Here is a 13198-nt window from a genome sequence, read left to right as displayed (position 1 = left end):
TCAAACGCTTGATGCGTTGCTGCCCCTGGTGTTCCCTGCGGCGGATAGGATCGAAGTATGGATTCCGGGGAACAGGTGCAGCAGCGGGCGCGGCCCCGGCGGGTGACGGCAGCCATGGTGGCGGCGCGGGCCGGCGTCTCCGTGGCCACGGTGTCATTGGTGGCCAACGGCAAGACGGCGGGCCGGGTGTCCGAGGACAACATTTCCCGGGTGCGGGAGGCCATCGCCGAGCTGGGGTACGTGGTGGACGGCATCGGGAGCTCGCTGGCCAAGGGCGTCAGTTCCATCGTGATCCTGGTGGCCCCGGACATCTCCAACCCGTTCTTCGCCAAGGTGATCGGCGGGGTGCGGGAATCCCTGGGGCCCAACTACCAGCTGCTGCTCTCCGTCACCGATTCGGGCGAATTCCCCAAGGCCGACGACGTCCGGAAGCTGATGTCCCTGCGGCCGGCAGGGCTCCTGGTTGACGCACCGAACGCGGACTTCCTGGCCGATCTGTCCGTGGCCGGGCCCCTGGTCCTGCTGGACGCTCCCGGCCTGGAATCGGTTGCTCCCGCGGTCAATCTGGACGTCGCGCAGGGCGCCCGGGAGTTGGCCGCCCACCTCGCCGGGGCCGGGCACCGGCGCGTGGCCTACCTGGACAGCGTGACCGGAACCGAAACTTTTGCCATCCGCCGCGAGGCGTTCCTGGCCGAAGCGGCCGCCCGGGGCATGGCGGTGGATCCGCAGCATATCCCTGCCACCACCATCGACGTTGGCGAGGCCGCGGCGGCCTTTGCCGCAGCGTGGCCGGACTGGCAGCGCCAGGGGTGACCGCCGTCGTCTGTGCCACGGACACCCACGCCTACGGTGTGCTGCAGGAAGCCCGGGTGGAAGGGGTCCGGATTCCGGAGGAGTTGGCGGTTGCCGGCTTCGACGACCTGCCGTACTCCGCTACCAGCAGCCCGGGCCTGACCAGCGTGCACCTGCCCGCGGCGCTGCTGGGCCTGAAGGCCGGGGAGCAGCTCCGCCGCCTGATGGAAGGCCGGCCGCTGGAGCAGGAGGAACTCATCCTCGAGAGCTCCCTGGTGGTGCGCGGGTCCACGTCGGCCGCCGAAACGTAGGGGGCCCAAAGGCTTCCTGTCGGACCCCCGCCGTAAGCTGGGACCATGCCGAGTAACTGGGAAAACCTGGACGAGCCGCTGCGTGAGTCGGTGCAGCACAACGTGGAGATCTATGAGCGCGTCCGGCCTGCCCTGAAGCTGGTTACCCGGGACGTTTTGCTGGTTCTGCGGGACATGCTGAAGGACAGCGAGGTCACGCCGCTGTTTGTCACCGGCCGCACCAAGACGGTGGAATCGTTCAAGGAGAAGATCTCCCGCACGGAGGAGCCGCTGGAACCCGGCGGCCGGCGGCTCCTGAAGTTCCCGGACCCCTTCCGCACCCTCAATGACATGGTGGGCATCCGGGTGATCACCAAGCTGCCGGCCGAGAACGCCGCCGTAGCCAACATCATCAAGCGCCAACGGCAGCTGTTTGACTGCCGCGGCGACCGCGAGAAGGACATCGGCTCCATCGAGAGCGGCACATACGGGTATTCCAGCCGCCACCTCATCCTGCGCACCATCCAGAACGAGGCCGTCAAGGAATACCAGCAGGCCTTCAACCCGGACCTGCAGCCCAACGGCAGCTACTTCTTCGAGTGCCAGATCCGCACCATCTTCGCCCACGCATGGAGCGAGATCGAGCACGACATCCGGTTCAAGGCCGAGGACCCTCGCGCCTGGACCCCGCACTTCGACCGGCAGTTCACCGCCACCGCGGCCATGCTGGAAACCGTGGAGACGGCCTTCGCCGACCTGCACGAACGGTATGAGGAAGTCCGCAGCTTCTGGGACGTGGACGGCGAAGGGGCCGCCCCGCTCACGCCCAACCGGATCCGGGACGTCTGGCGCACGCTGCTCCCCCACGTTGACCGCAAGGTGGACGACGACTGGGGCTGGGCCGCCGAACTCCTCGCCGCGCACGGCCTGAACCAGACCATGCAGCTGGCCGGGCTGCTCAGTGCCAACCGCATCACGGAGGTCCGCAAGGCCCTGGACCACCGCTACTCCCCCGGACCGGACCGGCTCCTGGACGACCTCCTCCTGTGGCAGTACGGCACCAAGCACATCGACCTCACCGCGGAAGGGCCCGACGCCGTCCCGCACCCGCGGCGCGACAGCCTCCTGCGGCGGCTGCGGCAGATCGAACGGTATCGGATGACGAAGAAGTAGGGGTATGTACCTTTACGGCCCGTTTATATGGATCGAACCCGCGACCTGAACCAGATTGGGGAGGTTATTGGGGAGGCACGGCAGCTGATCCGAGAACTCGACAGCACTCCTCTGGTCCACCTGACGCCGCTCTTTTACCAGCACGCATATGAGGAGCTGAGGATGACCACCCTTGACCTTCTTCGTATGTTGGGACAAGAGGGCGACGGACGCAGCTGACTCTCATCAAGGCCTTGGACCTTATGTAAAGCTGGCGCTGAAAGGGGTCCCCGCGCCCCTCCCCGGCGGTTCAGGAAAGGCTGTGGATTGCCCCGGCCCAGCGGGGGCCCGAGACGGCCCGGCGGACCGCCCTGGCGCGGGTGTGGAAGTCGATTTTTGGCATGCGCGGGGAATCGTCAGTTTGACTGCCGGGGTCAGTCCAGGTGGCTGGCGGCGCCGCATTTGTGGTTGTTGTGCTGTGGTCGGTGATCAGTCCCATGCCGGCATATTCGCGCACGGCGGCGATGCCGGCAACGGCGTCGGTCTTCGTATCGAAGGGCTTGGACACTGCCATGACAGTTCCATCGGGTGCTGTGAGCCGGAACCTGAACGCAGATTCGGTGTCGATAAATAGTTCGAACATTCCTGCCATTGCGATCCTTTCGTCTGCGGGATCTTGTGGCGGCATCTTTGCCGCCAAACAGGAGCGGCGGCATCGTTGCCTCCGTTTTCCCTGGTATCCCGCCGTCCAAATTTTCATCAATTCAGCGCGCGTTCCTCGAGTTTCTCGTGGGACCGCTTGCCGGCGCAAGATGTCGCCCGGCATCCAGTAGAAGTGATCACCTGCTCTCGGGTGTCCAGTCCACGCGCACTTTCCTCGTGGGTTCACGAGGCAGCCTCAGTGCTCGGCGGGTCGTCAACATATGTTGACCCACCCCTGGCGTCAACTAATGTTGACGCATGGAGGTGGATCGGATGAAGACTTTGGTTGCATCCATGGACGGGAAAGGACCGGCTGAAGCCCTGCAGGCGGTCGCCCAGCTGCAGAAGGAAGGCGGGCTAACAGAAGCGTCACTGGTCAGGAAGGCCCGGCAGGCCGGCCTTTCCTGGGAAGCCATCGCGCTGTGCCTCGGCGTGAGCAAGCAAGCCGTCCACCGTAAATACGGAAAGCGCTAGGTGCTGCTTCCGATCCTGGGCTGCGACCGCCCAGGATCGGAAGGCAGCCACCCCTGCCATGGCTAAGAAAACGTCCCTGACCGATAGCCGACGTTATGTCAAGTTGAAGTGATCCGATTGCAGAATCTGCGGAATAGGACCCGGTGATACGGCTCCCCCTTTCCGATGCCTGGACATTTGAAATCCGCGCCGTTACCGGGATTCAGGCCTGTTCGACGATGCGCCGGTAATCAGTCTGGCGCTGGAGCGGTCGACGGGTTCCAGGAGTCGCGAAGGCTGATAATTCCGCGTATTTTCGGGGTTTCCTTGACATCGATTCGCATTTTATGCATTCTGAGAGCATTATTTGCAGACGCATCGGAGGCGTGATGGACCCCTTGGAGGGTCGGCTGATCAGGCTTCCGCAGCGGCAGGGAGCACCTTCCGCGGACGCGGTGTTCGAGGACATGCTCACGGGCTGGAAGCAGCAGCAGCTAGCACGGAACTTCACGGCAGGCCCGATCCGTGGACGTGAGAGCCTGGTCCGCCGGTTCGTGGACCACACGGGACATTTTCCTTGGGACTGGACCGTCGGTGATGCCGATGAGTTCTTCGCCCATGAGCGCTCGATCCTGAATCTGGCGTTCGCCACCATCCGTGCCTACCAAACTCATTTGAAGGTGTTCTGCGACTTCCTGACTGACCCGGTCTATGAGTGGGACCGGATCTGCAGTCAGGGGTTCGGCCGCTCCCCCGCCCAGATCATCACCGAATTCAATCGGGCCCGCCACGCCCAAAACAACGAACAGGCACCGACGAAGAGGCCTTTCACCCGGGCCGAGTTGCAGGGTTTCTTCGACCTTGCTGACCTCGAAGTTGAACGGGTCCTGGCCTCGGGGCGCAAGGGCGCGGTCGCCGCCTACCGGGACGCCACCGTGTTCAAAACGGCCTACGCTGGGGACTACGGGCGAACGAGGTCACGCACTTGCAGACCGTGGACTTCTCCCGAAACCGACGGGCGCCCCAGTTCGGCGAGTTCGGCGTCCTGCAGGTCAGATACGGCAAGGCGCAGCGCGGCTCACCACCGAAGAGACGTTCCGTGCTGACGGTCTTCGACTGGTCTCCCGCTGTCCTGGAGACGTGGATCCGGAGCGGCCTGCCTTGGCTGGCCCCGGCCGTCTCGGAAATCTTCCCCACTGCCAACGGCCTGCCGGTTCCCAAGTCCAACCTGCATCGACGCTTCCGCGACTATATCGATGAACTCGGCTATCCGCCGGGTTTGGACATCCATTCGCTGCGGCGGTCGTACGTCACGCATCTCTTCGAGCACTTCGGCTTCGACCACACCTTCGTCCAGCGGCAGGTCGGCCACGAACACGCCTCCACCACGTCTCTATACACCTTAGTTTCCAGCGATTACCAGACCAGCGAGCTCAACCGCGTGCTCGAGGACATGATTGAGAAGGCCGTCCGGCCCAAGGAGGAAAGAGAATGAAACGGGACATCGAATACCGGTGGCGGGCCCGGGAACTCATGGCACGGCACGGCATGCGCAACACCCGCGAACTCGTAGAACCCCTGCGGGAACGCGGGATCACCCTCTCCGAGTCGCAGATCTACCGCATGGTCAGCCAAAACCCCGAACGGATCTCCTTCCAGCTCCTGGCCGCCCTCTGCGACATCTTCGGCGTCGAAGCGAACGAGCTGTTCACCTTCACGGCCGCCGATGCAAGGTCCAAACGCCAGAAGCAGGCCGCCGCCTCCGGGGAGAACGTCGTCCGGTTCGCTGACGCCTACAAACCCGTCAGAGCCCGAATCCTTGACGACGACTAGAGCCGGCACCCGCGGCCGACCCCGGTCCGAGGGCGGCCACCGGTGCGACCGGTGTGGTCGGATGGCCGCGAAGATCCGCGTAACCTGGCCCGACGGGGCCATCTGCGGGATCTGCTTCACCACTGCCCTCCGCACCCGAGGATCCTGCCCTGGCTGCGGCGAAGAACGGCTCCTCCCCGGCAAAGCCACCGACGGCACCGACATCTGCAGGGACTGCGCGGGCATCACCACCAACATGACCTGCGAGGGCTGCGGGACAGAAACCGAAAGATTCCGCGCCGGCAACTGCATCCGCTGCGTCCTCCGGACCGACCTTGATGGGCTGCTCCACCCCCATGCTCCCCCGGACTTGAGCCTCAAACGCCTGATCGGAGTTCTCGCCGGCACAGGCAGGCCGGAGAGTGTCTACACCTGGATGCGCGGGGCCAACACCAACGAACTCCTCACCGGGCTCGGCACCCGCAGCATCGCGCTCACCCACGAGTCCTTTGATGCTCTTCCCGCCTCACGGTCAGTGGAATACCTCCGGGAAATGCTCATCCATCACGGCATGCTGCCGGACCGAAACCGCCAACTTGCAGCGTTCGAACAATGGCTGGCCACCCGCATCCAGGACCTCGCCGAAACACCGAATATCCAGGCACCAATCGAACGCTTCGCCCGCTGGCACCACCTCAAACGCCTCCGCCAAATGTCCAGCCCTGGAAAGTCGCTGAACACCGCCGTCCGCTCCGCCAAACAGGAAATCACCGAAACGGGGAAGTTCCTTAAGTGGCTTTACGCGGAGCACGGGCTCGCAATGCAAGGCCTTAGGCAGGCGCACCTGAACCAATATCTGGGCGAACGGCCCACGACCCGATACGCCATCCGCACATTCCTCGTCTGGCAGATCAAGAACAAGGAGATCGGCAGGCTGGAGATACCGCATCGCTACGCCGCCACCAAGCCGCTCATCACCCAACAACAACGCCTCGACCTCATACGCCAGTGCATCGAATCCACAGGAGCCCCACTGACGTTTCGGGTCGCAGGGCTCATCCTGCTGCTCTTCGGCCAGCCGGTCGGCAAGATCGCCGCCCTGCAGTGCGTTGACCTGCAGGCCCTGCCCGAGGGGCTACACCTAAGCCTGGGGAACATCCCCGTCTTGGTTCCGGCCCAGATCGCCCCTATGTTCTGGGACCACTTACACGACCGGCCCAACCAACAGACTGGCAATAAGAGGAGCCGGTGGCTCTTCCCCGGGACCCTGCCCGGCCAACACATCCACACCGACGCCATGATGGGCCAGCTCCGCGCCCTTGGTATCAACCTCGGCGGCGCAAGGAACACCGCCCTGCGCAGCCTCGTCGAAGAACTGCCGCCAACCTTGGTCGCAAACGCACTCGGTTACAGCTATCAAGTCATCCACAAACACGCCGCAGATGCAGGCGTCCCCATGGCCGGCTATGCAGGGAGAGGCTCGCTGCCCCGGTGAGTCGTGTTCACCAAGCTACAAGGCACGCCGGTGGTGTCCTCGAGCTACGTCAGGAACGCGTTCAAAAGCACTATCGCAAGGCCAGCTAGAACGAGAAGAGAGCAGAACAGCAGTCCCACGGTCCCCAATCCGCGGACCTGTTCACCGCGCAAAGGACCGTGAAGCCTCAGCATCCGCTCGATAATGACCGCCTGACGCTCGGCAATGCGCTTGCGAAAAACAAACCAGCCCAGACCGACGACCATCAGCACCACGCCCAGCTGCATCCCCGCTCCTCCGAAGCCACCACCAATAGCCCAAGACTAGTGGCCCAGGCTCGACGCGTTGGGAGCCCCAATGGCGGAGAACGCCGCGGAATAGGACTCATACTGATAAGTGCCATTCCCGCTTGGTTTAGTTGAAGCTTCAAGGGGGTCCCTTTTCACACTATCATCTGCTGGCTCCTGAGTCCCGGCGCCCATCGGGAGACTCTCTGATCCTGTGGCGAAATATGCAGCTAGTGCGGTTCACTAAACGCCTCCGATCGGCTTGAACCCTGCCTGGCCATTGCACCTCCCAGGAAGTGCCTGTCTAGGGCCAGCCTCAAGACAGGGTCAAGACTTGATCAAAATCGTGACACCGCTGACGAATGTCGCATTTGCGTCCAAATCTAAAGTTATAGTTGGTGCTTCGGGTTTTTTCTAAATTTGGGGAGATGTGCTAAATGGAAATGATTGAAGTTGGGACGTGGGCGGAAGAAGCCTTCGCTGAAGCGGCACGCGACCTTTCTCTGCTCGTACCTCGAGCTATCCGAGCCGCCCATGCTGCCGCTTTGACTGCTCATGTGTCTGCGGAGATGACTTCCCACGACACCTACGGTCACACCCTCAAAGTAAAGCAGTATGAAATTCTCGTCGACTACATCCGTGACGTTCCCGGGGTGACAACTCGAAAACCGGCAGGAATGCGATTTGAGCTGGCCGTGATTCCGCAAACTAACGTGGCCATTCTCCCCCTTCGCTATACGACTGATCCGAAAGAGAAGCGGGAAGACAGCAGGCTGCCCTCCCCCGTGTCCGACCTGCGCAAGTCTCTGCTGGGCCTCAACTCATCTGCCGCACCCCGGCAGCTCACTATTGAGCACGCGTTCGAGGACGATGACACGTTGGCGGTCAGCCTGGACGAGCTCGAAGACGTGGATAAGCAGTTACGAAAGTTCGGCCGGATAGTTGTGGTTGGATACGCGAGCAACCCCACTACCGGGGTATGGGGCATCGGTTGGGGTGATTTAGAGATCGAAGACCAAGCCACTGGCGAGGTTCTTTGGAAGCACTGGGAATCGCTTCTGGACGATGCGACTCTCCCCTCCCTCCAGGACGTATCTGCCCGACCGGTTGCCTCTGTGGTCGAGGCGCCAACAAGGTTTGATAGCACGCTCGACGAAGATGACTTCAATTTGGCCCCGCGAGTTTACGGAAGTGAAACTCCCTTGAGTGAACCAGAGAGCGAACCTAAGGCGACCGGAAATGAGGCGAAGGAATAATGTCAGGGCTCACTCTTGTCGGACACCCAGAGGAGCAAGTCACGGCCCAGCAAGCCGCCCAGATATCTGCAGCTTTCGATCCCGGACGACTGGTTCAGGCCCGTCGTCTTGCGGGTCTAACAAAAAGTGCCGTTGCGAAGGAAGTAGGTGTTTCTGCCGTCGCTTTGGGTAATTGGGAAGCTGGGACTCATTTGCCGCGTCCGGACCATGTACTGAGGCTGTCAGAAGCTTTAGACGTTCTGATTCCCTTTTTTGCCGCGGGGCGCCCGTATGCTCGGCTCGGCGACGCGGACGCTCACTTTCGTAGTTTGCGTCGAACTCCAGCCCATCAGAGGTCTAAGGCCATAGCGTTCACTGAGCAGGTCTGGGAGTTAACGTACGCCTTGGAAAAGCGTGTGCAACTTCCTCCGGTCCGCTTGCCCGGGTTCACAGCCGGTGAGTTGATTCCTCGGGTTCAAGCGACTGACCCTGCCGCCGCTGCGCGGATGCTAAGGGCTGAGTGGGGGCTGGGAAAAGGCAAAATCCCACGCATGGTTCGCATCATGGAGCAACACGGCCTCATTGTGACTCTCGTTCCCTTCGCTGGCGCGGCCACACCAATGGTTGATGCTTTTTCCACATCCCGATTGCCCAGACCTGTCGTGGTGCTGACACCCGACCGGGCGGAGGACGTCAACAGGCACAGGTTCACTGCAGCGCATGAGCTTGGGCATCTGATCATGCATCCTGACACGGCACCCGGGGACCCCCAACTCGAAAAAGAGGCAGATCAGTTCGCCGCAGAATTTCTAACGCCGGCTGAGACTATAACGCCCCTCTTGCCAAACAGACTGGACCTTCACCTTCTAGATCGGCTCAGCAAGGAGTGGGGCGTCTCCATCGAATCCCTCATCTATCGATGCCATGAATTGGGAACGGTTTCGGAAGCTGCCTATCGCCGCGCCTTTCAAAGGTTTAATCAGTTGAGAAAGGTTGGGCTTTTCAACCACGAGTCCGTGGACGGTTACGCAGGAGAAATCCCGGCGTTGCTTCCCAAAGCCTTCGCTGTTGCAGAATCAAATGGCCTTACGCTCACAGCCCTGGCACGGGAAATATCGTGCAAACCTGCCAGAGTCCGGATGCTCTTGGGCGAGCGGAATGCCCGACCCGAGCTCCGGTTGGTCTAAGTCTCGCCATGCATGAGGGACTGCTAGTGGGGTTACCCGGACTGGACCCAACCCCCTCACTTCGTGGCCCGGCGTAGTTCCGATCAGATTGGAGTGCACCAAGCTGACGATTTCGCGGCTAGTCTTGACTTCTTTCTGAGAGAAGCCTAGAACTCAACCTGACGGGTTCAAGGTTGGAGGCAATCAGTGGCCGGACAGCGGATCGGGTACGTGCGAGTCAGCACATTGGACCAGAACGAGAAACGCCAGCTCGAAGGCCAGGCTCTGGACCGGGTCTTCACGGATAAGGCCTCCGGCAGGGATACCGCCAGGCCAGAGCTCACGGAGTTGCTGCGGTTCGCCCGTGATGGGGACACAGTGGTTGTGCACAGCATGGACCGGCTCGCCCGGAACCTTGATGACCTGCGCGCTCTTGTCCAGGGACTAACCCGCAAAGGTGTGCGGGTGGAGTTCGTCAAAGAGAGCCTGGTCTTCACCGGCGAGGACTCCCCCATGGCCAACCTAATGCTCTCCGTCATGGGTGCCTTTGCCGAATTTGAGCGCTCCCTCATCAGGGAACGCCAGCGGGAAGGCATCGCCCTGGCCAAGCAGCGCGGCGCCTACAAAGGACGGAAAAGGACCCTCACTCCGGAACGGGCCGCCGAACTCGTCCAACGCGCCGGCACCGGCGTTTCAAAGGCCCTCCTTGCCCGTGACTACGGGATCAGCCGCGAGACCGTCTACCAGTACCTCCGGCACGCAAAGCTGGAATGAGCTCCCCTCCGGCGCCGTCGTTATGTCCTATGGAAACAGCGCTAGCTTTACAGAATATCAACTATCGGCTCTTTGAAAACAGGCGGGGGAGTGCCTGCAGAAGGGCTGTCAGCCAGCGCTGCGCGTCCTCACCTCAGCGAAAGACTTCCGTTCCCCGTCGACCCTTTGTCGGACAGCGCGGGTTACTGTCACTGCACGCTATAGATAGGCGACCAACTTTTAGGTTCAGGAAGCCTGATGGAATCCTGCTGGGCTGCTGATCACCCTGTCACGTCCGGCGAGCACACCCATCACGGCGAGGACCGCCATCATGCCCGCGGTGAGGAGCAGCGGAAGTGCCCAGTCTCCGCTTAGGTCGCGAAGACCACCGAAAATGACTGGGCCCGCCGCACCTAGTCCGTAGCCCACGGATTGCGCCATGCCCGATAGTGACGCTGCCTGCGGATAGTTCACGGTTCGCAGGCTGAAGAGAGACAGGGCGATGACAATAAGGCTCCCGCACCCGATGGCCCCCAGTAGGACCCACAGCAATATGAGGTCCGGCGCGAGTGCGAGCCCGAGAAACGTTGCGAACGTGAGCGAAGCACTCGTGAAGGATACGAGCCGCTGATCCGAACCCCGGTGAAGGATAGTTCCTGTGGCAAGGCTGGCAAAGACGCTGATGAGTAGGAAAACGGAGAGGTGAATGCCAGCGGTGGTGGCGGGGACCCCGCGGCTTTGTTCGATGGTTGGAAGCCATGCCATCAGGACGTAGAAGGCGACCGATTGCAGTCCCATGAAGATCGTCACTTGCCAGCCCAAGGCTGAGGCCCAGGGCGACCGGTAGGAGGCGGCGTCTGTCGCGGTGCCATGCGTGGTGCCTGTTCCGTGCCGGCGCAGCCATGGCATGAGCACGGCCATGGCGATGAGGACCAGACCCACCCAAATTCCGAGGGCAAGCCGCCAACCTGCCGGGGACGTTTGTGCAACCGGAACGACGACGGCGGCCCCCACAGCGGCAAAGGCGGCCTGTGTGGCCGTATAGCATCCAGTGACCCGGCTGACACGCGTTGGAAAGTCACGCTTTACGAGCGAGGGGACCAGGACATTGAGAAACGCGATAGCAAGGCCGATCAGTGCTGTGCCCGCCCAAATGAAGCCGGGCACGGGTAGGGAGCGGAGCACGATGCCCAAGGCGAGGATCAACAGGGACATCCACAGCGCGCGGTCCAAACCCAGACGGGAAGCGAAACGGGGCGCCACAGGTGAGGAGACCGCGAAAGCAATGAGCGGAAGACCTGTGAGGAATCCTGCTGCCGCGCTGGACAGGCCCAAGTCAATACTGATGTTCGCGAGGACCGGTCCCACGCTGACAAAAGACACCCGAAGGTTGACTGCAACGAGAAGAACGCCAATGAAGGCGAAGCCGATGCTGGCGGTGCGGTCCGATGCGTTCCGAGTAACAGCGCGCATCGTACGTTCTTCCTCCTTCGGGAGTCGAGGAGTCTAGTCTTCGTCGACCCCTCCGCTCCGATTACCAACTAGAGCAGGCCATGACTAAGCATGTCGCTTTGCCGACAACTTACCCTAATAATCCCGGCTGGGAGCAGTGAAAGATGCACAGGCCACCGGTCTCGTACGTGGAAGGTCGAGGTCACCAGCCCGTCCTTGAGGGGTTTCCGACGGTTGCCGGAAAAGGCGACTGCAGCGATCGTGGAATTCGTCACCGGCGTCCTGGCCGATAATCCTTACCGGCTGAGTAAACCCTTGACGAACGAACTCCTCGGCCAGCGCACTGCACGCCGCGGTGCCTACAGGGTGTTGTTCACCCTCGACGTCGAAGACCGAATCCTTTACGTCCACAGCATCAAACACCGATCCGGCGTCTCAAGCCGCGTTAGCCGATCTTCAAGGAAAGATGTGCCAGCTGGGAGCCTCTCCCCCAGATCAGGAGTACCCCGAGAAGGGGTCTTCGAGGCTGTTGCAGTCGTCGAGGCGCGGCGATTTGTCGGTGGCTTCCAGGCCACTCCCCAACCTCGACGCTCTTTACACGGGTGGGCTAACTCCATACGGACCGGGTCAGGCTCGCCCACCGCCGGGCGATTATGACCACCGTCGTCAGAGCGTGGGGCCGCCGTCAACAGTTGCGAGCTCTTCGAAGCTCTCGAACTCTTGGCTCCTCGCTCATCACATCTCCCAGTGCAGCCCTCACCTAGGGCGGTCCTTCAGGGCTCCTGCCAGACTGAACTGCAGGCAAACCTGACAGCCGGGGGTGATTCTTCGCCCGACCGTGAAGTTTAGGCAACCGACGCCCCCAGCCGGTCAGCCAATTTCTGTTGGCAGCATGCGTTCGCCTGCTTGACCCATTCTTCGTAACCGTTCGACGCTTACTCCGTCTCGGGATCGAAGAGCCATGCCGTCAAGAATGGCGTTCAGGGCATCGGCCAGGGCAAGAAGGTTGGTTTCGTCGGAGAGTTGCCCATCCTTCACGGCATCCTTGAGTCGGCCGTGAATATGCCCCACTCCGTCAGCGCGAACTTTGTCCAGTGCCTTGGCCACGTCGGCTGAGGCCGGAGACATACCTACGGCTGACAGCGTGACAAGGCACCCCTGCCTTCCGTCTTGGGCGGACATGATCGTCGCGCCAGTATCGAAAAGTTGGGAGAAGGCCCGCCGGACATCAGGCTCTTGCTTCAACTCGCGCCAGACGGGATCCCAGTAGGTTCGCTCGTAGCGGTCAACTGCCTCGAGGAAGAGCTGGGCTTTATTTCCGAAAGCCGCATAGAGACTTGGAGGACGAATCGACATAGCGTCGCAAAGATCACTGATGGAAGTGGATTCATATCCACGTTGCCAGAACAAATCGAGTGCGGCGTCCAGGGCCGCGGCCCTGTCGAATCCGCGAGGACGACCTGGTGACTTCACGGCATGCGCCGACGAATGCTCCACGTCAGAACCTTCCCTTCTTCTAGTTTGACCAGTTCTATAGTAGCCACTACAGTTTAATTTTGTAGTGCCCAGTACAGATCATTTTTCCGTTTGCTCTTTCAAGGTGGTGGCCAGCGTCCACGCGCAGAGGGCA

Annotated in this window: 13 protein-coding genes and 2 pseudogenes; 11 read left to right on the top strand and 4 right to left on the bottom strand. The window is 61.7% G+C overall.

What is annotated here, in order from left to right:
- Positions 1–114: 114 nt before the first annotated feature.
- Positions 115–1103, top strand: a pseudogene (locus tag OUO20_RS18545) (LacI family DNA-binding transcriptional regulator).
- Between the two features lie 45 nt (positions 1104–1148).
- Positions 1149–2255, top strand: a complete 1107-nt coding sequence (locus OUO20_RS18540) for a GTP pyrophosphokinase (RefSeq protein ID WP_268002392.1) — start codon at positions 1149–1151, stop codon at positions 2253–2255.
- Between the two features lie 289 nt (positions 2256–2544).
- Here the strand turns inward: OUO20_RS18540 and OUO20_RS18535 are convergent, their stop codons facing one another.
- Positions 2545–2886 carry a YegP family protein gene (locus OUO20_RS18535; RefSeq protein WP_144601453.1) on the bottom strand — a complete coding sequence of 114 codons (342 nt, stop codon included), beginning with the start codon at positions 2884–2886 and terminating at the stop codon, positions 2545–2547.
- 308 nt (positions 2887–3194) lie between these two features.
- On the opposite strand from OUO20_RS18535, the gene OUO20_RS18530 reads away from it, so the two are divergent.
- The 5 genes from OUO20_RS18530 (at position 3195) to OUO20_RS18510 (ending at position 6696) form a co-directional block, all read left to right on the top strand.
- A complete protein-coding gene (locus tag OUO20_RS18530; RefSeq protein WP_268002391.1) occupies positions 3195–3410 on the top strand; it encodes an AsnC family protein in 216 nt (71 codons plus the stop codon).
- A gap of 434 nt (positions 3411–3844) precedes the next feature.
- Positions 3845–4495, top strand: a complete 651-nt coding sequence (locus tag OUO20_RS18525) for a hypothetical protein (protein ID WP_268003486.1) — start codon at positions 3845–3847, stop codon at positions 4493–4495.
- Positions 4489–4884, top strand: a complete 396-nt coding sequence (locus OUO20_RS18520; RefSeq protein WP_442781098.1) for a tyrosine-type recombinase/integrase — start codon at positions 4489–4491, stop codon at positions 4882–4884. Before OUO20_RS18525 ends, OUO20_RS18520 begins: the two co-directional genes overlap by 7 nt.
- Positions 4881–5222: a helix-turn-helix domain-containing protein gene (locus tag OUO20_RS18515; protein WP_268002389.1), complete on the top strand. Its 342-nt coding sequence runs from the start codon at positions 4881–4883 to the stop codon at positions 5220–5222. The genes OUO20_RS18520 and OUO20_RS18515 overlap by 4 nt, the downstream gene beginning before the upstream one ends.
- A gap of 61 nt (positions 5223–5283) precedes the next feature.
- A complete protein-coding gene (locus OUO20_RS18510; protein WP_268002388.1) occupies positions 5284–6696 on the top strand; it encodes a site-specific recombinase in 1413 nt (470 codons plus the stop codon).
- Positions 6697–6740: 44 nt separating this feature from the next.
- Here OUO20_RS18510 and OUO20_RS18505 read toward each other — a convergent pair whose 3' ends face one another.
- Positions 6741–6962 carry a hypothetical protein gene (locus tag OUO20_RS18505; RefSeq protein WP_268002387.1) on the bottom strand — a complete coding sequence of 74 codons (222 nt, stop codon included), beginning with the start codon at positions 6960–6962 and terminating at the stop codon, positions 6741–6743.
- Positions 6963–7399: 437 nt separating this feature from the next.
- Between OUO20_RS18505 and OUO20_RS18500 the strand changes: the two genes are divergently transcribed.
- The 4 genes and pseudogenes from OUO20_RS18500 to OUO20_RS18490 all read left to right on the top strand — a co-directional run bounded on the left by OUO20_RS18500 (position 7400) and on the right by OUO20_RS18490 (position 10137).
- The gene (locus OUO20_RS18500) at positions 7400–8218 is read left to right on the top strand and encodes a hypothetical protein (RefSeq protein WP_268002386.1); all 819 of its coding nucleotides are present in this window, start codon (positions 7400–7402) and stop codon (positions 8216–8218) included.
- Positions 8218–8445, top strand: a pseudogene (locus OUO20_RS21770) (helix-turn-helix domain-containing protein); the annotation flags it as partial. The gene OUO20_RS18500 and the pseudogene OUO20_RS21770, both read left to right, overlap by 1 nt.
- 303 nt (positions 8446–8748) lie before the next feature.
- A complete protein-coding gene (locus tag OUO20_RS18495; RefSeq protein ID WP_268002385.1) occupies positions 8749–9384 on the top strand; it encodes an ImmA/IrrE family metallo-endopeptidase in 636 nt (211 codons plus the stop codon).
- 186 nt (positions 9385–9570) lie between these two features.
- On the top strand, positions 9571–10137 hold the full coding sequence (locus OUO20_RS18490) for a recombinase family protein (protein WP_268002384.1): 567 nt from the start codon (positions 9571–9573) through the stop codon (positions 10135–10137).
- A 225-nt stretch (positions 10138–10362) separates the two neighbouring features.
- On the opposite strand, the gene OUO20_RS18485 is transcribed toward OUO20_RS18490, so the two are convergent.
- Positions 10363–11589: an MFS transporter gene (locus OUO20_RS18485; protein ID WP_268002383.1), complete on the bottom strand. Its 1227-nt coding sequence runs from the start codon at positions 11587–11589 to the stop codon at positions 10363–10365.
- Between the two features lie 849 nt (positions 11590–12438).
- A complete protein-coding gene (locus OUO20_RS18480) occupies positions 12439–13065 on the bottom strand; it encodes a TetR/AcrR family transcriptional regulator (RefSeq protein ID WP_268002382.1) in 627 nt (208 codons plus the stop codon).
- Positions 13066–13198: the final 133 nt, after the last annotated feature.

This window comes from Arthrobacter sp. FX8 (assembly GCF_026723805.1).
Classification (GTDB): Bacteria; Actinomycetota; Actinomycetes; order Actinomycetales; family Micrococcaceae; genus Arthrobacter.
The sequence above is the reverse complement of the archived record's forward strand: the minus strand, read 5'-3'. Positions and strand labels throughout refer to the sequence as shown.

What these genes read in the sequence shown, in the direction of transcription:
- OUO20_RS18540 (WP_268002392.1), top strand. Translation starts at nt 1,149, where the DNA reads ATGCCGAGTAACTGGGAAAACCTGGACGAGCCGCTGCGTGAGTCGGTG.
- OUO20_RS18535 (WP_144601453.1), bottom strand. Translation starts at nt 2,886, where the DNA reads ATGGCAGGAATGTTCGAACTATTTATCGACACCGAATCTGCGTTCAGG.
- OUO20_RS18530 (WP_268002391.1), top strand. Translation starts at nt 3,195, where the DNA reads ATGGAGGTGGATCGGATGAAGACTTTGGTTGCATCCATGGACGGGAAA.
- OUO20_RS18515 (WP_268002389.1), top strand. Translation starts at nt 4,881, where the DNA reads ATGAAACGGGACATCGAATACCGGTGGCGGGCCCGGGAACTCATGGCA.
- OUO20_RS18510 (WP_268002388.1), top strand. Translation starts at nt 5,284, where the DNA reads ATGGCCGCGAAGATCCGCGTAACCTGGCCCGACGGGGCCATCTGCGGG.
- OUO20_RS18505 (WP_268002387.1), bottom strand. Translation starts at nt 6,962, where the DNA reads ATGCAGCTGGGCGTGGTGCTGATGGTCGTCGGTCTGGGCTGGTTTGTT.
- OUO20_RS18500 (WP_268002386.1), top strand. Translation starts at nt 7,400, where the DNA reads ATGGAAATGATTGAAGTTGGGACGTGGGCGGAAGAAGCCTTCGCTGAA.
- OUO20_RS18495 (WP_268002385.1), top strand. Translation starts at nt 8,749, where the DNA reads ATGGTTCGCATCATGGAGCAACACGGCCTCATTGTGACTCTCGTTCCC.
- OUO20_RS18485 (WP_268002383.1), bottom strand. Translation starts at nt 11,589, where the DNA reads ATGCGCGCTGTTACTCGGAACGCATCGGACCGCACCGCCAGCATCGGC.